Here is a 21,110-nt window from a genome sequence, read left to right as displayed (position 1 = left end):
GGGCCGGCGTCAGTCGTCCTCGGTCCGGTAGCCCAGGTTGGGCGAGAGCCACCGCTCCGCCTCGGCCACCGTCCAGCCCTTGCGCCGGGCGTAGTCCTCGACCTGGTCCCGGCCGATCCGGCCGAGCACGAAGTACCGCGACTGCGGGTGGGCGAAGTACAGGCCGCTGACGGCCGCCCCCGGCCACATGGCCATGCTCTCGGTGAGCTGGATGCCGGTGGCCGCCTCGACGTCCAGCAGGTCCCAGATCGTCTGCTTCTCGGTGTGCTCGGGGCAGGCCGGGTAGCCCGGTGCGGGCCGGATCCCGGCGTACTTCTCCGCGATCAGCCCGTCGGCGTCCAGATGCTCGTCGGGGGCGTAGGCCCAGAACTCGGTGCGCACCCGCTCGTGCAGCCGCTCGGCGAACGCCTCGGCGAGCCGGTCGGCCAGCGACTCCAGCAGGATCGCGCTGTAGTCGTCGTTGGCCTTCTTGAACTCCGCGACCTTCTCGGCCGACCCGAGCCCGGCGGTGACGGCGAAGGCGCCCACGTGGTCGCGCAGCCCGGTGGCCTGGGGAGCGACGAAGTCGGCCAGCGACTTGCGCGGCGAGCCGTCCCGGCCCTCGGTCTGCTGCCGCAGCTGGTGCAGGGTCGCCCGGACGGCGGTGCGCGTCTCGTCGGTGTAGACCTCGATGGAGTCGCCGTCCACCTGGCTGGCCGGGAACAGCCCGAAGACGCCGCTGGCCCGCAGCCACCGCTCGGCGACGATCTGGTCGAGCATCGCCTGGGCGTCCTCGTACAACCGGCGTGCCGCCTCACCGGTGGTCGGGTTGTGCAGGATGTCGGGGAACCGGCCGCGCATCTCCCAGGCGTTGAAGAACGGCTGCCAGTCGATGTACTCGCGCAGCTCGTCGAGCGGGTAGTCGGCGAAGCTCCGCACGAACTGGGTGGCCACCCCGTGCCGGTGGTCGCAGCTGGGCCCGGCGCAGACGTCCTTGGTCTGCTGCAGCAGCATCCGGGGCCGCGGCGGGTGCTGGTCGGTCCAGTCGATCGGGGTCGCGGCGGCGCGGGCGGCGGCGAGCGGGAGGAGCTTCCGGGTGTCCTGCCGGGCGGCGTGCCGGTCGCGCAGCGCGGCGTAGTCGGCGTCGGTCTCGGCGAGCAGGGCCGGGCGCTGCTCGTCCGACAGCAGCGCGGCGACGACCGGCACCGAGCGGGAGGCGTCCTTGACCCAGATCACCGGGCCGGAGTACTTCTGCGCCACCTTCACCGCGGTGTGCGCCCGGGACGTGGTCGCCCCGCCCACCAGCAGCGGGATGGTGAACCCCTGCCGCTCCATCTCCGACGCCAGGTTCACCATCTCGTCCAGCGACGGGGTGATCAGCCCGGAGAGCCCGATGACGTCGGCGCCCTCGGCCTTGGCGGCGTCCAGGATCTTCTGCGCCGGGACCATGACCCCCAGGTCGACGACGTCGTAGTTGTTGCACTGCAGGACGACGCCGACGATGTTCTTCCCGATGTCGTGGACGTCGCCCTTCACGGTGGCCATGACGACCTTGCCGTTGCTCCGCTCGGCGTCCCCGGGCTGCTTCTCCGCCTCGATGAACGGGATCAGGTGGGCGACGGCCTTCTTCATCACCCGCGCGGACTTGACCACCTGCGGCAGGAACATCTTCCCGGCGCCGAACAGGTCGCCGACGACGTTCATGCCGGCCATCAGCGGCCCCTCGATCACCTCGATCGGCCGGCCGCCGCGGGCGGCGATCTCCTGCCGCAGCTCCTCGGTGTCGGTCTCGACGTGCTCGTCGATCCCCTTCACCAGGGCGTGGGTGATCCGCTCTCCCACCGGCAGCGCCCGCCACTCCTCGCTGGCGACCTCCTTGGCCGCGCCGTCGCCGGCGAAGTCCGCGGCGATCTCCAGCAGCCGCTCGGTCGAGTCCGGCCGACGGTTGAGGACGACGTCCTCGATCCGCTCGCGCAGCAGCGGCGGGACCTCGTCGTAGACCTCCAGGGCGCCGGCGTTGACGATGCCCATGTCCATGCCGGCGGCGATGGCGTGGAAGAGGAAGACGGCGTGGATCGCCTCGCGGACCGGGTTGTTGCCGCGGAAGGAGAACGACACGTTGGACACGCCGCCGGAGACCAGCGCGCCGGGCAGGTTCTGCTTGATCCACCGGGTGGCCTCGATGAAGTCGACGCCGTAGGTGGCGTGCTCCTCGATGCCGGTGGCCACGGCGAAGACGTTCGGGTCGAAGATGATGTCCTCGGCCGGGAACCCGACCTCCCTCGTGAGGACGTCGTAGGCCCGCCGGCAGATCTCCTGGCGGCGCTGCAGGCTGTCGGCCTGGCCGTCCTCGTCGAAGGCCATCACCACCACGGCCGCGCCGTGCTTGCGGCACAGCCGGGCCTGCTGGACGAACTCATCCTCGCCGTTCTTCAGCGAGATCGAGTTGACGATCGCCTTGCCCTGGACGCACTTGAGGCCCGCCTCGATGACCTCCCACTTGGAGGAGTCGATCATCGTCGGCACCCGGCAGATGTCCGGCTCGGTGGCGACCAGCTTCAGGAACCGGTCCATCGCCGCGACGCCGTCGATCATCCCCTCGTCCATGTTGACGTCGATGACCTGCGCGCCGGCCTCCACCTGCTGGCGGGCCACGGCGAGGGCGGCCGGGTAGTCGCCGGCCTTGATCAGGTTGCGGAAGCGGGCCGAGCCGGTGATGTTGGTCCGCTCGCCGACGTTGACGAACAGGCTGTCCTCGGTGACGGTCAGCGGCTCCAGCCCGGACAGCCGCAGCGCCGGGCCGTCCCGGACCGGGGTCCGCGGCGTCCGGCCGGCGACGGCGCCGGCGATGGCGGCGATGTGCGCCGGCGTGGTGCCGCAGCAGCCACCGACCAGGTTGACGAAGCCGCTCTCGGCGAACTCCCCGACGATCGCCGCGGTCTCCTCGGGCGACTCGTCGTACTCACCGAAGGCGTTGGGCAGCCCGGCGTTGGGATAGCAGGAGACGAAGGTGTCCGCGATCCGGGAGATCTCGGCGATGTAGGGCCGCATCTCCTTGGCGCCCAGGGCACAGTTCAGCCCCACGAGCAGCGGCTTGACGTGCCGGACCGAGTGCCAGAACGCCTCGGTGACCTGGCCGGACAGGGTGCGGCCGGAGGCGTCGGTGATCGTGCCGGAGATCATCACCGGCCAGCGGCGTCCGCGGTCCTCGAAGAGCGTCTCCAGCGCGAAGATCGCGGCCTTCGCGTTCAGGGTGTCGAAGATCGTCTCGATCAGCAGCACGTCCGAGCCGCCGTCGACCAGCCCGGCGGCCTGCTCCAGGTAGGCCTCGACGAGCTCGTCGTAGCTGACGTTGCGGGCACCGGGGTCGTTGACGTCGGGCGAGATGGACGCCGTCCGGCTGGTGGGGCCGAGTGCACCGACCACGTACCGCGGCTTCTCCGGCGTGCTGACCGCGTCGCAGGCGGCGCGGGCCAGCCGCGCGGAGGCGACGTTGAGCTCGTAGGCCAGGTCGGACATCCCGTAGTCGAGCAGCGAGATCCGGGTCGCGTTGAAGGTGTTGGTCTCGATCAGGTCGGCGCCGGCCTCGAGGTACTCGCGGTGGATGCCGCTGATGATCTCCGGGGCGGTGATGCTGAGCAGGTCGTTGTTGCCCTGGACGTCGCTGGGCCAGTCGGCGAACCGCTCGCCCCGGTAGCCGGCCTCGTCCGGCCGGTCCCGCTGGATGGCCGTGCCCATCGCCCCGTCGAGCACCAGGATCCGCTGCTGCAGCAGCGTGGTGAGCGCGGTGGTGGCGTCGGGGCGGACGTGCGGGAACTCGGGCACGGGCAGTCCTCGGTCGTCGATCGGGCACGGTCACGGAGGCGTCCGGCGCCAGGGCCCTGGCAACTCCGACGGGCGAGCGACCTCGTCGTCCTCGAACAGCACCCCCATCGTCGCACTTCCCGTCCCGGCCCGGTGGCACCTCGGTGGGTGGTGGTCCCGACGCCCCACGAACAGCCGGGCCGGGTGGCGGGATCGACGTAGGCTCGAAGGGTGATCGATCCGAAGTCCGACGCTGACGACCTGCCCGAGCTGGACGACCCCCTGGTCGTGGTCGCGTTCGAGGGATGGAACGACGCCGGGGACGCCGCCACCGGTGCCGTGGAGCACCTGGAGCTGACCTGGGACGCCACCCCGCTCGCTGCGCTGGACCCCGAGGACTACTACGACTTCCAGGTCAACCGGCCGACCGTGTCCCTCGTCGACGGCGTCACCCGCCGGGTCGAGTGGCCGACCACCCGGCTGTCGGTGGCCAAGCCCCCGGGCAGTGCGCGGCACGTCGTCCTCGTCCGCGGCATCGAGCCGAACATGCGCTGGCGCAGCTTCTGCGACGAGCTGATCGAGCTGATCCAGGAGCTGGGCGCCCAGACGGTGGTCGCGCTCGGCGCGTTGCTGGCCGACACGCCGCACACCCGGCCCACGCCGGTGACCGGCTCGGCCTACGACGCCGAGTCGGCGCGGCAGTGGGGCGTGGAGACGTCCACCTACCAGGGCCCGACCGGCATCCTGGGCGTCTTCGCCGACGCCTGCGTGCAGGCCGGGCTGCCGGCGGTGAGCTTCTGGGCGGCCGTGCCGCACTACGTCTCGCAGCCGCCCTCCCCCCGGGCGACCATGGCGCTGCTGACCCGGGTCGAGGAGGTCCTCGAGGTCACCGTGCCGCTGGGCACCCTGCCCGAGCAGGCCGACGACTGGGTGAAGACCGTCGACGAGATGGCCCAGGAGGACGAGGAGGTCGTCGAGTACGTCCGCTCCCTGGAGGAGCGGCAGACGGCCAGCGACCTGTCCCAGGCCAACGGCGACCAGATCGCCCGCGAGTTCGAGAGGTACCTGCGCCGCCGCGGCGGCACGAGTTAGCACGTCGGCCCCGTCGCAGGGCCCCGCCGCGAGCTTGCGAGCGGTGGGGGGCGACGGGGTCCTTCCACTGCGCCGCCGCGGCGGCACGAGTTAGCACGTCGGCCCCGTCGCAGGGCCCCGCCGCGAGCGCGCGAGCGGTGGGGGGCGACGGGGTCCTTCCGCTGCGCCGCCGCGGCGGCACGAGCTGATCTCGGCGCCCCATGATCACCTCGGGCTGAGGGTCGTCACCTCCACGAGGTGACGACCCTCAGCCCGTTCTCGTCGTGAGCGCCCGCTCAGGGGGTGACGAGCAGCGGGCGCATCCGGACGGTGGCGGTGTCGTCGAAGAGGCGGTCGTAGGTGGTGAGCGCGAACCGGTCGGTCATGCCGGTCACGTAGTCCACGACCTGGGTGACCTGGTCGGCCTCGGTGTCCCGGTAGCTGGCCGGGATCAACTCGGGGTGGGCCAGGTGGTGGTCGACGAGCCGGCGGATCACCTCGATCGCGACGTGCTTCTGCCCGGCGGCGGTGTCGGACTCGTACACCCGGGAGAACATGAACGCCCGCAGCTCCTGCATCGCCTCCAGCGCGTCGGGGGCCATGACGACGCTGCCGGTGGTGTTGACCGGGGACAGGGTGCCCTCGACGACCGCCTCGATCATCGCCCCCACCATGGCGCTGCCAGGGGCGCCGAACGTGCTGCGGGTGCGGGCGGGCAGGTCCCCGGCGCGCAGCACCCCGGCCCGCACGGCGTCCAGGGCGTCGTGGGACAGGTAGCCGATCCGGTCGGCGTACCGGACGCACTCGGCCTCGCGGGTGGCCGGCGGCGGGGTGATCTTCCAGCTGTGCGCCCGGACGCCGTCCCGGACCTCCCAGGTGAGGTTGAGGTCCTCGAGCACCTCGACGATCCGGACCCCCTGGGCGGCGTGGTGCCAGCCGCCCGCGACGTAGGGCTCCAGCGCCTCCTCGCCGATGTGCCCGAACGGCGAGTGGCCGACGTCGTGGGCCAGCGCGATCGCCTCGGCGAGGGTCTCGTTCAGCGACAGCGCCGCGGCCAGGGACCGGGCGACCTGGGTGACCTGCAGGGTGTGGGTCAACCGGGTGACGAAGTGGTCGCCGTCGGGGTGCAGGAAGACCTGCGTCTTGTGCTTGAGCCGCCGGAAGGCCTTGGCGTGCAGGATCCGGTCGCGATCCCGCTCGTAGGCCGTCCGCAGCGCGTCCTCCGGCTCGGGCCGGGCGCGACCGCGGGTCGCGACCGAGCGGGCCGCGCTAGGTGCGAGCAGCTCCTCGGCGCGTTCCCGGGCGCCCCGGTCGGCGAGCCGGAACCCCGACGGCGCGGCGCTCACGGCGCCAGGGCCACGCCGAGCAGTGCGTCGACGAGGTCGCGGACGATCACGGGCGACTGCTCGTCCCAGTCGTCACCGGCCTGGGCGGCGGGCACACCCGGACCCGAGGCGGCCTCGGCCAGGCTGGCGGCCGCCCACGCGTCGATGGCGGCGATCGCGCCGGGGCTGTCGAGGTCGTCGGCCAGCCGCTCCCGGACGGTGGCCAGCACAGGGCCCGCCGGCGCGCCCAGCGGCAGCTCCACGGCGCGCCGCCAGGTGTCCAGCCGCCGCTCCGCCTGGGCGAGCAGGTCGGGGGTCCAGGCCCGGTCGGTGCGGTAGTGCCCGGACAGCAGCGCCAGGCGGATCGCCATCGGGTCCACGGAGTCACCGCGCAGCCGGGAGACGAAGACCAGGTTGCCCCGGCTCTTGCTCATCTTCTCGCCGTCCAGCCCGATCATCGCGGCGTGCACGTAGGCCTGGGCGAAGGGCTTCTCGCCGGTGAGCGCCTCGGCGTGGACCGCGGAGTACTCGTGGTGCGGGAAGACCAGGTCGCTCCCGCCGCCCTGGACGTCGAAGCCCATGCCGATCCGGTCCAGCGCGATGGCGGCGCACTCGACGTGCCAGCCCGGGCGGCCCGCCACACCCCGCGGACCGGGCCAGGAGGGCTCGCCCTCGCGGGCCCCCCGCCACAGCAGCGGGTCCAGCGGGTGGCGCTTGCCGGCCCGGTCGGGGTCGCCGCCGCGCTCGGCGGACAGCCGCAGCATCGTGGACTCGTCGTAGCCGGACTCGGAGCCGAAGCCGGGTGCCTGGGTGATGTCGTGGTAGACGTCCCCGGTGCCGTCGTCCAGCTGGTAGGCCAGGCCGGCGTCCCACAGCGTCTCCACGTGCGCGGCGATCCGCGGGATCGACTCGACGGCGCCGACGTAGTCCTCCGGCGGCAGGACCCGCAGGGCGGTCATGTCCTCGCGGAACAGCGCCGTCTCGCGCATGCCGAGGACGATCCAGTCCTCCCCGTCGCGGTCGGCCCGCTCGAACAGCGGGTCGTCGACGTCGGTGACGTTCTGCACGTAGTGCACGGCGTGCCGGGCGTCCCGCCACACCCGGTTGACCAGGTCGAAGGCCAGGTAGGTGGCCGCGTGGCCGAGGTGCGTGGCGTCGTAGGGCGTGATGCCGCAGACGTACATCCGGGCGGTGCGGTCCGGGGAGGTCTCGACCACCTCGTCGCGGGCGGTGTCGTACAGCCGCAGAGCGGGGCCGGACCCGGGCAGGGTGGGGAGCAGCGGGGCAGGCCAGGAGAGCACGTCACGAGCCTAGATCCGGCCACCGACGAGGCGGCACGCCACCCGGTCCTGGTGGCCGCTCCCCCACCGTCCCGCTGGGTCGGACGGCGCCGTCACGGCCAGGTGGTCGCGTGCCGCTCGAACTCCTCCCCGGTCTGGATGCCGACCACGCAGAACAGCAGCCCGGCGGGGTCCTTCATCTGCCAGAACCCGCCCATGTCGACCATCCGGACGGCCCCGAGCGCCTCCAGCCGGGCCACCTCGGCGGGCACGTCGTCGGTCTCGATGTCGACGTGCCAGCGGGGCGGGGTTCCGGGCCCGGTGCGCTGGACCTCCAGGTGGAACCCGTGGGCGAAGGAGCCGAGGGAGGACCACGCGTCGTCGATGGTGTCGGGCTCGACGGGGTGGCCGGTGGCGGCGGACCAGAACCGCTGTCCGCGGTCGTGCAGCTGCGGCGGCAGGTCGATCAGCAGGACGGCGAGACGGCTGCGGTGCGGCATCCCCCACCCTGGCAGGAGCCGGCGGAGCGGGGCAACGCCCTGACCCGCGACCTCGACCTCGGGTCGAGGTCGGCGGACGACCGGCTGCCCGGTGTCGTCCGGAGGACGACCGGCTGCCCGGTGTCGTCCGGAGGACGACCGGCTGCCCGGTGTCGTCCGGAGGACGACCGGCTGCTCAGCTCAGAACGGCGGCCAGGGCAGCGCCGGCCAGTCGCCGCTGGGCTGCGGGTGCACCCGGGTGCGCAGCAGCTCGGCCACCCGCTGCTGGGTGCGGCGCACCTCGCGCCGGGTGAGGTGCTCGTGCAGCTGCTCTCCCAGCTCCCCGCGCAGCTGCTCGTCCAGCCGCTCCAGCACGGCCAGGTGCTCCAGGAGCAGCGGCTTGCCGGCCCAGCGCCACAGCAGGGTGCGCAGCTTGGGGTCGACGGAGAAGCAGATCCCGTGGTCGACGCCATACACGTGTCCGCCGCGCATCGGGATGATGTGGCCGCCCTTGCGGTCGGCGTTGTTCACCACCGCGTCGAACACGGCCATCCGGCGCAGCTCCGGGACGTCGAGCCGGACGAACTCGGTGAGCTCGACGGCGGGGTCGGCGTCCATCCACAGCTGCACCATGCCGGGACCGAACGGGCCCTCACGCAGCACGGTGGGCGGCACGATCGACCAGCCGGTCGCCTCCGACACCAGGTGGGCGCTGATCTCCCGCCCGGCGAGGGTGCCGTCGGGGAAGTCCCACAGCGGCCGCTCCCCCGCCACCGGCTTGTACACGCAGGTGGCGGCCAGCTGGTCGGTGCGGATCGCCCCGATCAGGGTGACGTTGCTGGCGTCGAGCAGCCGGCCCTCCATGTCCAGCACGCCCTCGCGGAGCAGGGTGGCGACCTCGTCGGCGCCCTGGGGCGGCCGTCGGTCACCGTGGTCGAACGCGGCGACGTCCAGCTCGACGACGTCGCCGTCGTCCGGCTCGAACTCGTCGTCGTCCAGCTCGTCGTCCAGCTCGAGGGGCTCGTCGGTCAGCGGGTGCTCCAGCGGGTCGTCGCGGGGATCAGGCGCGGTCATCGCAGCGCCGGCTCAGCGGCGGTACCCGTTCTGCCGGGGGCAGACGTGGCCGGCCGGGTCCAGCGGCAGGGAGCACAGCGGGCAGGAGGGCCGGCCGGCGGCGATGACCCGGCGGGCGCGGGCGACGAACGCCCGGGCCGCGACCGGGGTGATCGTCACCCGCAGGGCGTCGGGGCCCTCGTCGCTGTCGGAGAGGATCGCGTCCTCCTCGATGGGCTCCTCGCCGGCGGCGACGGCCTCGACGACGACCGCGTCCTCCTCGCCGTCCCAGGCCAGGCCCATCGCGGCGACGCGGAACTCCTCGTCGACGGGGGCGGTGAGCGGTTCGAGGTCGTCGACGTCGGCGTCGGGCGGGACGACGACGGCGGCACGGTTGGCCACCTCGTCGAGCAGCTCGCTCATCCGGTCGGCCAGCACCTGGACCTGCGTCTTCTCCAGCGCCACGCTGATCGTGCGGCCGGCCACGTCGGAGGCCTGCAGGTAGAAGGTGCGGTCGCCGGGCTGGCCCACCGTGCCGGCGACGAACCGGGTGGGGCGATCGAAGAGGAAGACCTGACGAGGCACGGCGATCAGGTTACGCGGCGCCGGAGCCCGCGCCGCCCCCGACGACCGCGTCGGAGGAGGGCTTGCGCCGGCCGCGCTTCTTCTTGGGCGGGATGAGGGCGGACACGTCGCCGCCGGTGTCGTTGACCCGGACCAGGAACGGCCGGGTGTCGGTGTAGGTGACCACCGACAGGGACGCCGGGTCGACGACGATGCGCTGGAAGGAGTCCAGGTGCATCCCCAGCGCGTCGGCCAGGACCGCCTTGATCACGTCGCCGTGGCTGCAGACCAGCCAGACGGCGTCCGGCCCGAGCTTCGCGTTCCACTCCCGGACGGCGGCCACCGCGCGGGCCTGGGTCTGGGCGAGCCCCTCCCCCTCGGGGCCGGGGAAGACCGCGGCGGAGGGGTGCTGCTGCACGACCTTCCAGAGCGGCTCCTTGGCCAGCTCCTTGATCGGGCGGCCGGTCCAGTCGCCGTAGCGGGCCTCGCCGAACCGGTCGTCGGTCTGCACCTCCAGGGCGCGCCCCTCGGCGACCGTGCCGGCGGTCTGCTGGCAGCGCTCCAGCGGGCTGCTCACCACCGCGGCCAGCGGCACGTCGGTCAGCCGCTGCGCGACCGCCTGCACCTGGGCCTGACCGGTGTCGTCCAGCTGCACCCCGGGGGTCCAGCCGGCCAGCACGCCGGCGGTGTTGGCCGTCGTCCGGCCGTGTCTGAGCAGGATGACCGTCGTCATGGGGCTTGCCTCCTGGATCGGCCCGCGGGCAGGCGCCCGACATGAGCCCGCGCGCGGTGGGACCCGCGCACCCGACCGACTGTAAGGCCCCGTCCAGCGGCCCACCCCGTGCTCACGGGGGTGCGGCGGACGGGGCCCTCCGTCAGGTGGGCTGCAGGACGCCGGTGCCGACGAGCACCAGCACGAGCACGCCGAGCGCGATCCGGTAGACCACGAACGGGGCGAAGCTGCCGTGGGCGAGGTAGCGCAGCAGCCAGGCGATGACCGCGTACCCGATGCCGAAGGCGATCACCGTGGCCAGGACCGTCGGGCCCCAGGCCAGCGCCGGGCCCTCGGTGCCGCCGGTGAAGGCCTCGTAGGCCTGGAAGAACCCGGCGCCGAGCACGGCGGGGACCGCGAGCAGGAACGAGTAGCGCGCGGCCGCGGCCCGGTTGTAGCCGAGGAACCGGCCGGCGGTGATGGTGCCGCCGGAGCGGGAGACGCCCGGGATGAGCGCCATCGCCTGGGCGAACCCGAAGGTCAGGCCGTGCCGGACGGTCAGGTCGGGCAGGTCCCGCTCGGTGCTGCCCCGGCGGTCGGCCCACCACAGGACCAGCGAGAAGACGATGAGAGCGACGGCGATGATCCGCAGGTCCCGGAACGTCGTCTCGATCGAGTCCTGGAACAGCAGCCCGAGGACGACGATCGGCAGGCTGCCGATGATGATCAGCCAGCCCATCCGGGCGTCGGGGTCGCTGCGGGCCGAGCGGTCGACGAGCGCGCGGACCCAGGCGGTGATGATCCGCCAGATGTCGTGCCGGAAGTAGATGAGCACGGCGAGCTCGGTACCGATCTGGGTGATCGCGGTGAACGCCGCCCCGGGGTCACCCCAGCCGAACGCCTCGCCGACCACCCGCAGGTGGGCGCTGGAGGAGATCGGCAGGAACTCGGTGAGGCCCTGGACCAGCCCGAGGACGACGGCTTCGACCCAGCCCACGGTCAGCGCCTCCGCTGCTCGGCCGGGGGGTGGTCAGGGCACGCGGAGGACGACTGCACGGCAGGCACCCTAGGTGCCCGACCCTGCTGCGGGCCCGCGACCTCCCGGGGCTCCGCCCTTCCGGGGGTGAGACGTGCGCGACGGTAGGTTGACCCGTCGTGGAACAGCGGGCGCTCGGACGCAGTGGGCTCGTGGTCTCCCGGCTCGGGCTGGGCACCCTCACGTGGGGCCGGGACACCGACGAGGACGAGGCCGCGATGCAGCTGACGGCGTTCGTCGACGCCGGCGGCACGCTGGTCGACACCGCCGACGTGTACGCCGACGGGGAGAGCGAGCGGACCCTCGGGCGGCTGCTGGCCGACGTCGTCCCGCGGGACGACGTGCTGGTCGCCACCAAGGCGGCCGGTCGCACCGGGCCCGGGCCGATGGGCCGGGGGGCCTCGCGCGGGCACCTGCTCTCCGCGCTGGACGCGTCCCTGGAGCGGCTGGGGGTCGATCACGTCGACCTGTGGCAGCTGCACGCCTGGGACGACGCCACGCCCCTGGAGGAGACGCTGGCCGCCTGCGACCTGGCCGTCTCCTCCGGCCGGGCCCGCTACGTCGGGGTGAGCAACTTCTCCGGCTGGCAGACCGCCCAGGCGGCCACCTGGCAGCGGGTCTGGCCCGGGCGCACCCCGATCGTGAGCACCCAGGTCGAGTACTCGCTGCTGCAGCGCGGTGTCGAGCGGGAGGTCCAGCCGGCCGCCGAGGCGCTCGGGCTGGGCATCCTGCCGTGGTCGCCGCTGGGCCGGGGGCTGCTGACCGGCAAGTACCGGGACGGCACGCCGGCCGACTCCCGGGGCGCGTCCGCGCAGTGGCTGGGCTTCATCGACGGCCTGCGCTCGGCGACCGCCGACCGGGTGGTGGAGGCGGTCATCACCGCGGCCCAGGGCCTGGGCACCACGCCGCAGGGGGTGGCGCTGGCCTGGCTCCGCGACCGGCCCTGCGTGGTCGCCCCGATCGTGGGGGCCCGCACCGCCCAGCAGCTGCAGGCCGCCCTCGACGCCGAGGGCGTGCGGTTGCCGCCGGCGATCACCACCGCGCTGGACGACGTGTCCGCGCCGCACTTCTCCTACCCCGAGCAGCGTCGGGAGCACTGACCGTGAGCACCCCCGCCTCCCCCGGCGACCCCGTCTTCACCGCCTTCTGCGCCGCCGGCCTGTGGCCGGGGCTGGGCAAGCGGACGGCGGCGGACCTGCCGGCCGCCGGCATCACCGGCCCGGACGACGTCAGCGCCGACCGGCTGCTCAAGCTCCCCCGGGTGGGCCGGCAGCGCGCCGAGCGGCTGTTCAGCTCCTTCCTGGCCGCCCGGTCGACCTACGAGGTCGTCGAGCTGCTGGTCGGCGCCGGGCTGAACGCCCGGCTGGCCGTCAACTCCGCCGACGCGCTCGGCCCGGACGCCGCCCGCCGGCTCCGGGACGACCCCTGGGCGCTGCTCGGCCTCACCGGGGTGACGCTGGCCGAGGCCGACCGGCTGGCGATCGCCGTCCTGTCCGGTGCCGACCGGCAGGACAGCCGCCGCGGCCGGGCGATCGTGGGGCTGACGCTGCGGACCGCGACCCGGGACGGGCACACCGTGCTCCCCGCCGACCTGGTGGTGGCGGCCCTGCGGGCCGAGGGCATCGCCGACCCGGCCGCCGCGGTGGTGGCCGCCGTCGAGTCCGGCGAGGTCCTCGAGCACGAGCCGCCGTTCGTCGAGCCGGACGACGACGCCGACGAGCTGCCCGAACCGGACCCGGCGCTGCGGACCCTGTCGCTGGCCCGGTACGGGATGGCCGAGGAGGCGGTGGCGGAGAACGTGCACCGGCTGGCCGCCACCAGCGGGCGGATCGCCGACCCGGCGTCGGTGCGGTCGGTGGCCAAGGGCCTGGACCCGGCGCAGCAGGCCGCGGTGGCCCAGGTGCTCGGCGCCGGCATCTCCCTGCTCACCGGCGGGCCGGGCACCGGGAAGAGCCGGACCGTGGCCTCGCTGGTGGAGCTGCTGCAGGCCAAGGGCACCGAGGTCGCGCTGGCGGCGCCGACCGGCCGGGCGGCGAAGCGGCTGGAGGAGCTGACCGACCACCCGGCGGTGACCGTGCACCGGCTGCTCGGCGCGCAGGGCATGACCGGCAGCTTCGCCCGCAACGAGGAGTGGCCACTGGACGCCGACGTCGTGGTGGTCGACGAGGCCTCCATGCTGGACGTGGAGCTCACCGCGGCCCTGCTGGAGGCCTGCCCGGACGGCACCCACCTGCTGCTGGTGGGCGACCCGGCGCAGCTGCCCTCGATCGGCCCGGGCCACGTCCTCGGTGACCTGATCGACTCCGGCGCGGTCCCGGTGACCGAGCTGACCACGCTGCACCGGCAGGCCGCGGGTGGGGCGATCGCCCGGCTGGCCACCGGGGTCCGCGGCGGGGAGCTGGTGCAGGTGGAGTCCCCGGACCGCGAGGTGGTCATCGTGCCGGCCACCGGCAGCGCCGAGGCGGCCAAGCGGGTGGTGCAGCTGGTCACCGACTCGATCCCGCGGGCCCTGGGGATCGACCCGGCGACGGTGCAGGTGGTCACCCCGGTGCACCGCGGCCCGGCCGGTACCATCGAGCTGAACAAGGCGCTGAAGGCCCAGCTCAACCCGGGCGAGGGCACGGTGTTCGGCTTCGACGTCGGCGACCGGGTGGTGGCCACCGCCAACCACCTGGAGCTGGAGCCGATCGGGTTCGCCAACGGCGAGGTCGGTGTGGTCACCGGCACCGGCGAGGGCTCGCTCACCGTCGACTTCAGCTCGGGCCCGGTCACGGTGAACGGCAAGGCGCTGTCGGACCTGCGGCACGGCTGGGCGATCACCGTGCACCGGGCGCAGGGCTCGGAGTGGCCCGGCGTCGTCGTGGTGCTGCCCCCGGAGGCCGGCGGGATGCTGTCCCGGCCGCTGGTCTACACCGCCCTCACCCGGGCCCAGCGGCACTTGTCGATCGTCCACGCCAGCGGGGCCGCGCTGGCCCGCGCGGTGCGGGAGGTCGACGTCCGGCCGCGGCGCACCCGGCTGGCGACCCTGCTCGCCGAGCTGGCGGAGTGACCCACCCGTCAGCCGGCGGGCGTTTGCTGCGTTGATCTTGCGGGAAAGCACGAGCCCATGGGCATCATCGGCTTCCTCGTGTTCGGTCTCATCGTCGGTGCGCTGGCGCGGCTGATCAAGCCGGGCAAGCAGAACCTCAGCATCCTGGCCACCCTGGCCCTCGGCGTCGTCGGCTCCCTGATCGGTGGCGTCGTGGCCACCCTCCTGGGCACCGGCGACTTCGGCGAGCTCAACATCATCGGGGGCATCGTCGCGATCGTCGCCGCCGTGCTGCTGATCGGCGTCGCCGAGGGCATGAGCGGCGGCCGGCGCAAGGTCAACTGACCTCGCCTGCTCGACGCACCACCCCCCTGCCCGGGGCGCCGACCTGGTGGTCAGCGCCCCGGGCAGGCGCGTCTCACGGCGCAGAGCAACCGGTGCACCGCCGGGCCGAGGTCCTCGGCGCAGGTGACCGGCGTCGCGAACGGCACCCGCACGTCCCGGTGGCCGGCGCGCTGCTCGATCCGCAGGCGGAAGCCGTACCGGTCCAGGCCGAGCGGGCGGACGACGTCGCCGCGCCCCACCCAGGCGGCCGGCACCCGGGAGCACAGCAGGGCCAGCTCCTCGGGATGGGCGACGTCGAGGTGCTGCAGGGCCTGCCCCTCCACCGCGGCCAGGGGATCGGGCGCGGCACCGAGGAACTCGTCCGGGTCGATCTCGGTGACCGTGCCGCACTCCCCCAGCACGACCTCGGCCAGGTCCAGCCGCAGCAGCGCGGCGCTGCGCCCGACGTCCAGCAGCGCGCCCACCGGCGCGACCTCGGCGAAGGCCAGCGCGGCCTCCCGCTGATCGGCCGGCAGCAGCGGGGTGAGCCAGCCGGACAGCCACACCTGGGCGCGCACCGGCTCCCGCAGCGGCACCGGCGCGTGGTCGGTGACCATCAGCAGCGCGGCGAGGTCGCCGTCGGCGGACGCCTGGACCGCGCGGTTGACCTCACCGTCGGTCGGCACCACGACGAGCACCTGCCCCTGGGCGGTGAGGGCGTGGCCGAGCACGCGGCTGCCGTCGATGCCGGCGGCGCAGACCGCGGCCGCCGGCCGGGCCGCCACCGTGCGGGCCCGCTCGGCTCCGGTGGGCCGGAGCGCGTCGGACGAGGGCCCGGGGGCGGCGGGGCGGGTCGATCGTGTCATGCGGCACTCCGGGTTCAGGACGACTCGACATCGCGGTAAGGTGAGCCTAACCGAACCGGAGGACCGTGTGAACAGCTCCCGCCCCAAGGTCCGGCGCTCCCGCGCGCTGGGCATCCCGCTCACCCCCAAGGACGTCCGCTACTTCGAGCGGCGCCCGTACCCGCCCGGTGAGCACGGTCGCAAGCGCAAGAACACCAGCGACTACAAGACCCGGCTGCTGGAGAAGCAGCGACTGCGCGCCCAGTACGACATCAGCGAGACACAGCTCCGCTCGGCGTTCGACCGGGCACGGCGCAGCGGCGGCAAGACCGGCGAGGAGCTGATCACCCACCAGCTGGAGGCACGGCTGGACGCCACCGTGCTGCGCGCCGGGTTCGCCCGGACCATCTACCAGGCCCGGCAGACCGTCAGCCACCAGCACGTCACGGTGAACGGCCGGCGGGTCGACCGGCCCAGCTACCAGGTGCAGCCCTACGACGTCGTGGAGATCGCCGAGCGCAGCAAGGCCAAGCTGCCCTTCCAGGTCGCCGCCTCCGGGGCGCACGCGGCCGCGCCGGCGTACCTGGAGGTCCAGCTCGCCGAGCTGCGGTGCGTGGTGCTCCGCCGGCCGCAGCGCTCCGAGGTCCCCGTGGTCTGCGAGGAGCAGCTGGTCGTGGAGCACTACTCCCGCTGACGCCGTCCGAGCCGGGCCCTGCCCGCCGGTGGGCGGTCCGGACGCCGGCGGGCCCGCCCGGGAGCCGTCAGCTGCGCTGCTCGTCCTCGTCCTCGGGCACGGCCGCCTGCTGCTCCAGGACGTCGTACTCGTCGGCCTCCGGATCGGCGTCCCGCAGGCCCGTCGAGGTGCCCGGGGTCGCGCTGAGCTGCTGCTCGACGGCGTCGGCCTCGGGGACCTCCGGGCCCGGGGGCGTCACCTCGTCGGCGAGCTCCGGACCGGTCGCGTCGGTGCTGCGCTGCTGCTCCAGGCGGTCGGCGTCGGTGGCCTCGGGGTCGGTCATGGGGACTCCCTCGCTGGTCGGGGGCCCGGCCAGGTGCCGGGCCGCGCCGTCCTCCCCTGCCCGCACTCCGCCGGTGCGACACCCGGACCGGGTGGCGCCGTGGTGACCACCACATGACCCGCAGGCGTCCGGCAGGCACAATCGTCGAGGTGTCAGCACCCGGCGAGTACGAGTACGCCCCGCTGCGCATCCCGGCGGGCATCTCCCGTTCCGCGGCCGCGCAGCTGATGAGCATGCAGTCCGACACCGGTGGCTGGGAGCTCGCCCGGCTCCAGCTGCACGCCGACGGCACCCGCAAGGTGATCATGCGGCGCCGGATGCGGCTGTCCTACCTGCCGCGCCCCATGGTCTGAGGACCCCGTCGCCCCCCACCACCCGCAGGCTCGCGGCGGGGCCCTGCGACGGGGCCGTCAGGGCCGGAGGACGACCTTGCCGACGGTGCTGCGGTCGGCGATGGCGGCCATCGCCTGCGGCAGCTCGGTCAGCGGCAGGGACTGACCCACCAGCGGGTCGATCGCCCCGTCGGCGAACAGGTCGCACAGCGCCTCGTGCACCAGCCCGATCCGGGCCGGGTCGTACTTGCGGTACAGACCCCAGTGCAGGCCGACGATGCTGTAGTTCTTCACCAGCGCGTGGTTGACCGGCGCCTGCGGGATCGTGCCGCTGGTGAAGCCGACGACGACCAGCCGCCCCTCGAAGGCGATGCACTTGCGGGACTTGTCGAACACCTCACCGCCGACCGGGTCGTAGACGACGTCGGCACCGTGCCCGCCGGTGATCTCCTTGACCAGCGGGACGAAGTCCTCGGTGGTGTAGTCGATGACGTGGTCGGCGCCGAGCGAGCGGCAGACCTCGGTCTTGCGCTCCCCACCGGCGGTGGCGATCACCTTGGCGCCGACGGCCTTGCCGAGCTGGATCGCCGCCGTCCCGACGCCGCCGGCCCCGGCGTGCACCAGCAGCCACTCCCCCGCCTGCAGCGCTGCGCGCCGGTGCAGGCCGACGTAGCCGGTCTGGTAGGTCAGGTACAGCGAGGCGGCCTGCTCGTCGGACATCCCGTCGGGCACCGGCCAGGCCGCGGCGGCGTCCATGAGCGCGTACTCGGCGAACGCGCCGGGCCCGCCGGACGGTGAGCCGAGCACCCGCTGACCGGTCTCGACGATCTCACCGCACAGCTCGACGCCGGGGGTGTACGGCAGCGGCGGCCGCTCCTGGTACTGGCCCATCGCCATCAGCACGTCGGGGAAGTTGAGCCCGGCCGCCCGCACCTTCACCAGCACCTGGCCCTCGGCCGGGACCGGCTCCGCGACCTCGTCGAGGGACATGACCTCGGCCGGGTTCCCCAGGGAGTGGACTCGCCATGCACGCATGCCCGGCACCTTGCCAGAGCGTTGGTGACCGCGGTCACCCGGGTGACGGAGGTCCGTTGCAGGCAACGCAGATGCTCCTACCCTGGAACGGCTGACGTCGAGAGGAAGGCGTCCCCTGTACGCCGGAGGAACCCACCCCCGTGATCTCCCACGTCGAGCCCGCCCTGCGCACCCTCGGCCGGCTGAGCGCCGACCTGGCCGCCGGCAGCCCCTCCCACCACCTGGTCGAACGACTCGTCGACGACCTGGGCCGGCCCCTGGGGCTGGACTTCTCGATCCGCTACGAGCTGCCCCCGGCGGCCGGTGAGCTGCGCCTGCACACCACCATCGGTGTGGCGGAGCAGCACCGGCCCGCGCTGGAGGTCGTGCCGCTCGGTGACGCCGTCTGCGGGCTGGTCGCCGAGCAGCGCCGTCCCGAGGCGCACGCCCGGGTGGACGCCGACCCCGACGAACGGCTGTCCCTGGCCCGCGAACTGGACGCCACCGCGTACGCCAGCTTCCCGCTGGTCGCGGGACCGGCCCTGCTGGGCACCCTGTCGCTGGGGTCCCGCACCCGTGCCGAGTTCGGCGCCGCGGAGCTGGCGCTCCTCGCGCTGGCCGCCGACCTGGTGACCGCAGCGGCCGCCCGGGAGCGCGACCGCGAGGCGGTGGCCTCGGCCCTGGCGGCGCACGGCGAGGCCCAGGAGCGCATCGCGCACCTGGAGACGGCGCTGGTCACCAACCGCACGATCGCCATGGCGATCGGGATCGTGATGACCCGCCTCGGCGTGACCGAGGAGCGGGCCCACCGGTGGCTCGTCGAGGCCAGTCAGCGCACCAACCGGAAGGTGCGGGTGCTCGCCGAGCGGATCGTGCAGACCGGGCAGCTGCCGACCTGACCGCGGTCTCAGCGCATGGACGGCGGCCGCAGCGCGGTGGGGACGACCGCGGTCTCCCCGCTCGCCGTCCGGGCGGCGGGCACGCCCTTGAACTTGTACGGCACGGCCCCCACCCCCGGCTGGACGACGTAGGCCGCGCCCGGCTCTGCGCCGGCCCAGGCGGCGACCATGGCCTCGGCGACCTCGCCGGCCGTCAGCACCGGGAAGTCGGCGGCGGCGAACTCCTCGCGCAGCGGGTCGATGATGGCGGTGTCGGCGAAGCCGGGGCAGATCGCGGAGATGGTGATGCCGTCGTCCACCAGGCGGGTGGACATCGAGCGGACGAACGCCACCGCCCCGCCCTTGGCGACGCTGTAGCCGGGGTCGGTGGCCATCGGCGAGAGGCCGGCCAGCGAGGCGGTCACCACGATCGAGCCGCCCCCGGCGCGGCGCAGCGCGGGCAGCGCGGCCTCGGTGCCGTAGACCACGCCGAACAGGTCGACGTCGACCACCCGGAGGAACTCGTCGACGTCCAGGGCGTGCCGGGACGCACCCGCGATGCCGGCGTTGAGGAAGACGGCGTCCAGCCGGCCGTGCTCGGCCTCCACCCCGGCGACGACGGCGGCGTTGGCGGCCCGGTCGGTGACGTCCAGGGCCACGAAGTGCGCCCCCAGGCCCTCGGCGACCTCGCGGTTGGCCGCGCTGTCGAGGTCGGCGAGGACGACGGTCACCCCACGCTCGCGGAGCAGCGAGGCGAGGGCGCGGCCGAAGCCACCGGTCCCCCCGGTGACGAGGGCGACGTCGCCGGGGGCGGGCGAACCGGGCGTGGGAGTGGTGTCGGTCACGCCCGGCATCACATCACGCCTGGCGCAGGAACCGGTCGAGCACCCGGATGCCGAACTGCATCGAGTCGATGGAGATGCGCTCGTCGATGCCGTGGAACAGCGAGGCGAAGTCCAGCTCGGCGGGGAGCTTGAGCGGGGAGAAGCCGAAGCAGCGCATGCCCAGGGTCTCGAAGCTCTTGGCGTCGGTGCCGCCGCTCATGGTGAACGGGACGGCGCGGGCGCCCGGGTCCTCGGCCTGCAGCGCCTGGACCATCAGGTCGACCGACGGGCCGTCGAACGTCGTCTCCACGGCCTGGTCGTAGGTGATCCACTCCCGGGTGATGCCTGCGCCGAGGAGCTCGTCGAGCTGCTTCTCGAACTCGGCCTCCTGGCCGTAGAGGAAGCGGCCGTCGACGGTGGCGCTCGCGGTGCCGGGGATGACGTTGGTCTTGTAGCCGGCGTCGAGCATCGTCGGGTTGGCGGTGTTGCGCAGCGCGGCGCCGATCATGCGGCTGATGCTGCCCAGCCTGGCCAGTGCCTCGTCCGGGTCGTTGGGGTCGATCTCGACGCCGTAGGCGTCGCTGACCGCGTCGAGGAACTCGCGCATCGGCGGGGTGAGCACGGTGGGCAGCCGGGTGGAGCCGATCCGGGCGATCGCCTCGGCGAGGCGGGTGACGGCGTTGTCCTCGTGCACGAAGGAACCGTGGCCGGGGCGGCCCTGGGCGGTCAGCTTCATCCAGGCCAGCCCCTTCTCGGCGGTCTGGACCAGGTAGAGGCGCAGGTCGTCGCGGACGGTGATGCTGAACCCGCCGACCTCGCTGATCGCCTCGGTGCAGTCCTCGAACAGGTCGGCGTGGGAGTCGACCATGTAGTGGGCGCCCTTGCGACCACCGGCCTCCTCGTCGGCGACGAAGGCCAGCACGATGTCCCGGTCGGGCTTCACGCCGGTGCGGGCCCAGTCGCGGACCAGCGCCAGGGTCATCGCGTCCATGTCCTTCATGTCGACCGCGCCGCGGCCCCACACGTAGCCGTCACGCTGCTCGCCGCTGAACGGGTGGACGCTCCACTCGGCCGGGTCGGCGGGGACGACGTCGAGGTGGCCGTGCACCAGCAGCGCCGGGCGGTCGCGGTTGGTCCCCTCGATCCGGGCGACCAGGCTGGCCCGCCCCGGCTCGGACTCGTGGATGACCGAGCTGATCCCGACCTCGTCGAGCTTGGCGGCGACCCACTCGGCGGCCTTCCGCTCCCCCGCGCTGGTGGCGGAGTCGCCGGTGTTGGTGGTGTCGATGCGGATGAGGTCGGAGAGCAGGTCCGCGACCTCGGACTGGGCACCGGCGAGCGGGGTGGGCTGCGACATGCGGTCGATGGTGCCACCGGCCCCTGTCCCGGACCCGGAGCGGCCTCGGTTATGCTGATCGAGGCGCTCCGCGGAGTGCCCACCTTGTCCGGGTGGCGGAATGGCAGACGCGCTAGCTTGAGGTGCTAGTGCCCTTTATCGGGCGTGGGGGTTCAAGTCCCCCCTCGGACACAGCAGACAGCGCCCGCG

At 73.8% G+C, this 21,110-nt stretch carries 20 protein-coding genes and 1 tRNA gene; 8 read left to right on the top strand and 13 right to left on the bottom strand.

What is annotated here, in order from left to right:
• Positions 1-9: 9 nt before the first annotated feature.
• Positions 10-3,804 (bottom strand): methionine synthase, encoded by a 3,795-nt coding sequence (gene metH, locus FB380_RS17645; RefSeq protein WP_166756654.1) that lies wholly within the window; start codon positions 3,802-3,804, stop codon positions 10-12.
• A 210-nt stretch (positions 3,805-4,014) separates the two neighbouring features.
• Between metH and FB380_RS17640 the strand changes: the two genes are divergently transcribed.
• Entirely contained in the window at positions 4,015-4,875 is an 861-nt protein-coding gene (locus FB380_RS17640; RefSeq protein WP_166756653.1) for a PAC2 family protein, read from the top strand.
• 275 nt (positions 4,876-5,150) lie between these two features.
• On the opposite strand, the gene FB380_RS17635 is transcribed toward FB380_RS17640, so the two are convergent.
• The 7 genes from FB380_RS17635 to FB380_RS17605 all read right to left on the bottom strand — a co-directional run bounded on the left by FB380_RS17635 (position 5,151) and on the right by FB380_RS17605 (position 11,264).
• On the bottom strand, positions 5,151-6,200 hold the full coding sequence (locus FB380_RS17635) for an HD domain-containing protein (protein ID WP_166756652.1): 1,050 nt from the start codon (positions 6,198-6,200) through the stop codon (positions 5,151-5,153).
• On the bottom strand, positions 6,197-7,480 hold the full coding sequence (gene mshC, locus FB380_RS17630) for a cysteine--1-D-myo-inosityl 2-amino-2-deoxy-alpha-D-glucopyranoside ligase (RefSeq protein WP_166756651.1): 1,284 nt from the start codon (positions 7,478-7,480) through the stop codon (positions 6,197-6,199). Before mshC ends, FB380_RS17635 begins: the two co-directional genes overlap by 4 nt.
• 92 nt (positions 7,481-7,572) lie before the next feature.
• The gene (locus FB380_RS17625; protein WP_166756650.1) at positions 7,573-7,959 is read right to left on the bottom strand and encodes a VOC family protein; all 387 of its coding nucleotides are present in this window, start codon (positions 7,957-7,959) and stop codon (positions 7,573-7,575) included.
• Positions 7,960-8,139: 180 nt separating this feature from the next.
• The gene (locus FB380_RS17620) at positions 8,140-9,012 is read right to left on the bottom strand and encodes an SCO1664 family protein (RefSeq protein WP_208383673.1); all 873 of its coding nucleotides are present in this window, start codon (positions 9,010-9,012) and stop codon (positions 8,140-8,142) included.
• Between the two features lie 12 nt (positions 9,013-9,024).
• Positions 9,025-9,576 carry a DUF3090 family protein gene (locus FB380_RS17615; RefSeq protein ID WP_166756649.1) on the bottom strand — a complete coding sequence of 184 codons (552 nt, stop codon included), beginning with the start codon at positions 9,574-9,576 and terminating at the stop codon, positions 9,025-9,027.
• Positions 9,577-9,586: 10 nt separating this feature from the next.
• Positions 9,587-10,288 (bottom strand): histidine phosphatase family protein, encoded by a 702-nt coding sequence (locus FB380_RS17610; RefSeq protein WP_166756648.1) that lies wholly within the window; start codon positions 10,286-10,288, stop codon positions 9,587-9,589.
• Between the two features lie 142 nt (positions 10,289-10,430).
• Entirely contained in the window at positions 10,431-11,264 is an 834-nt protein-coding gene (locus tag FB380_RS17605) for an undecaprenyl-diphosphate phosphatase (RefSeq protein ID WP_166756647.1), read from the bottom strand.
• 158 nt (positions 11,265-11,422) lie between these two features.
• Here FB380_RS17605 and FB380_RS17600 point away from each other — a divergent pair, with 158 nt between their 5' ends.
• Genes FB380_RS17600 through FB380_RS17590 form a run of 3 tightly spaced genes read left to right on the top strand, consistent with a single transcriptional unit; the run spans position 11,423 to position 14,676 of the window.
• On the top strand, positions 11,423-12,403 hold the full coding sequence (locus FB380_RS17600; protein ID WP_166756646.1) for an aldo/keto reductase: 981 nt from the start codon (positions 11,423-11,425) through the stop codon (positions 12,401-12,403).
• Positions 12,404-12,405: 2 nt separating this feature from the next.
• On the top strand, positions 12,406-14,352 hold the full coding sequence (locus FB380_RS17595; protein ID WP_166756645.1) for an AAA family ATPase: 1,947 nt from the start codon (positions 12,406-12,408) through the stop codon (positions 14,350-14,352).
• Positions 14,353-14,409: 57 nt separating this feature from the next.
• Positions 14,410-14,676, top strand: coding sequence for a GlsB/YeaQ/YmgE family stress response membrane protein (locus FB380_RS17590; RefSeq protein ID WP_208383672.1), 267 nt, complete (start codon positions 14,410-14,412; stop codon positions 14,674-14,676).
• 50 nt (positions 14,677-14,726) lie between these two features.
• Here FB380_RS17590 and FB380_RS17585 read toward each other — a convergent pair whose 3' ends face one another.
• Complete coding sequence (locus FB380_RS17585) at positions 14,727-15,521, bottom strand: DUF2470 domain-containing protein (protein ID WP_166756644.1); 795 nt, start codon at positions 15,519-15,521, stop codon at positions 14,727-14,729.
• 67 nt (positions 15,522-15,588) lie between these two features.
• Here FB380_RS17585 and rpsD point away from each other — a divergent pair, with 67 nt between their 5' ends.
• Positions 15,589-16,194: a 30S ribosomal protein S4 gene (rpsD, locus tag FB380_RS17580; protein ID WP_166756643.1), complete on the top strand. Its 606-nt coding sequence runs from the start codon at positions 15,589-15,591 to the stop codon at positions 16,192-16,194.
• Between the two features lie 67 nt (positions 16,195-16,261).
• Here the strand turns inward: rpsD and FB380_RS17575 are convergent, their stop codons facing one another.
• Positions 16,262-16,516, bottom strand: coding sequence for a hypothetical protein (locus tag FB380_RS17575; protein WP_166756642.1), 255 nt, complete (start codon positions 16,514-16,516; stop codon positions 16,262-16,264).
• A gap of 149 nt (positions 16,517-16,665) precedes the next feature.
• Between FB380_RS17575 and FB380_RS17570 the strand changes: the two genes are divergently transcribed.
• The gene (locus FB380_RS17570; RefSeq protein ID WP_036332716.1) at positions 16,666-16,869 is read left to right on the top strand and encodes a DUF5703 family protein; all 204 of its coding nucleotides are present in this window, start codon (positions 16,666-16,668) and stop codon (positions 16,867-16,869) included.
• A gap of 57 nt (positions 16,870-16,926) precedes the next feature.
• On the opposite strand, the gene FB380_RS17565 is transcribed toward FB380_RS17570, so the two are convergent.
• On the bottom strand, positions 16,927-17,883 hold the full coding sequence (locus tag FB380_RS17565) for an NADPH:quinone oxidoreductase family protein (RefSeq protein WP_166756640.1): 957 nt from the start codon (positions 17,881-17,883) through the stop codon (positions 16,927-16,929).
• A 140-nt stretch (positions 17,884-18,023) separates the two neighbouring features.
• Here FB380_RS17565 and FB380_RS17560 point away from each other — a divergent pair, with 140 nt between their 5' ends.
• Positions 18,024-18,761 carry a GAF and ANTAR domain-containing protein gene (locus tag FB380_RS17560; RefSeq protein ID WP_166756639.1) on the top strand — a complete coding sequence of 246 codons (738 nt, stop codon included), beginning with the start codon at positions 18,024-18,026 and terminating at the stop codon, positions 18,759-18,761.
• A gap of 8 nt (positions 18,762-18,769) precedes the next feature.
• Here the strand turns inward: FB380_RS17560 and FB380_RS17555 are convergent, their stop codons facing one another.
• Both FB380_RS17555 and FB380_RS17550 read right to left on the bottom strand, forming a co-directional pair.
• Complete coding sequence (locus FB380_RS17555; protein WP_166756638.1) at positions 18,770-19,594, bottom strand: SDR family oxidoreductase; 825 nt, start codon at positions 19,592-19,594, stop codon at positions 18,770-18,772.
• Between the two features lie 4 nt (positions 19,595-19,598).
• Entirely contained in the window at positions 19,599-20,921 is a 1,323-nt protein-coding gene (locus FB380_RS17550; protein WP_166756637.1) for a M20/M25/M40 family metallo-hydrolase, read from the bottom strand.
• Between the two features lie 86 nt (positions 20,922-21,007).
• Here FB380_RS17550 and FB380_RS17545 point away from each other — a divergent pair.
• Positions 21,008-21,092, top strand: a tRNA-Leu gene (locus FB380_RS17545).
• Positions 21,093-21,110: the final 18 nt, after the last annotated feature.

The organism is Modestobacter marinus (assembly GCF_011758655.1).
GTDB lineage: Bacteria > Actinomycetota > Actinomycetes > Mycobacteriales > Geodermatophilaceae > Modestobacter > Modestobacter marinus.
This window is presented reverse-complemented; position numbering and strand designations above follow the sequence as displayed.

Excerpts from the sequence above, each read along its gene's own strand:
- FB380_RS17555 (WP_166756638.1), bottom strand. The coding sequence starts at position 19,594 with ATGCCGGGCGTGACCGACACCACTCCCACGCCCGGTTCGCCCGCCCCC.
- FB380_RS17590 (WP_208383672.1), top strand. The coding sequence starts at position 14,410 with ATGGGCATCATCGGCTTCCTCGTGTTCGGTCTCATCGTCGGTGCGCTG.
- FB380_RS17620 (WP_208383673.1), bottom strand. The coding sequence starts at position 9,012 with ATGACCGCGCCTGATCCCCGCGACGACCCGCTGGAGCACCCGCTGACC.
- FB380_RS17625 (WP_166756650.1), bottom strand. The coding sequence starts at position 7,959 with ATGCCGCACCGCAGCCGTCTCGCCGTCCTGCTGATCGACCTGCCGCCG.
- FB380_RS17610 (WP_166756648.1), bottom strand. The coding sequence starts at position 10,288 with ATGACGACGGTCATCCTGCTCAGACACGGCCGGACGACGGCCAACACC.
- FB380_RS17575 (WP_166756642.1), bottom strand. The coding sequence starts at position 16,516 with ATGACCGACCCCGAGGCCACCGACGCCGACCGCCTGGAGCAGCAGCGC.
- FB380_RS17565 (WP_166756640.1), bottom strand. The coding sequence starts at position 17,883 with ATGCGTGCATGGCGAGTCCACTCCCTGGGGAACCCGGCCGAGGTCATG.
- FB380_RS17585 (WP_166756644.1), bottom strand. The coding sequence starts at position 15,521 with ATGACACGATCGACCCGCCCCGCCGCCCCCGGGCCCTCGTCCGACGCG.
- FB380_RS17550 (WP_166756637.1), bottom strand. The coding sequence starts at position 20,921 with ATGTCGCAGCCCACCCCGCTCGCCGGTGCCCAGTCCGAGGTCGCGGAC.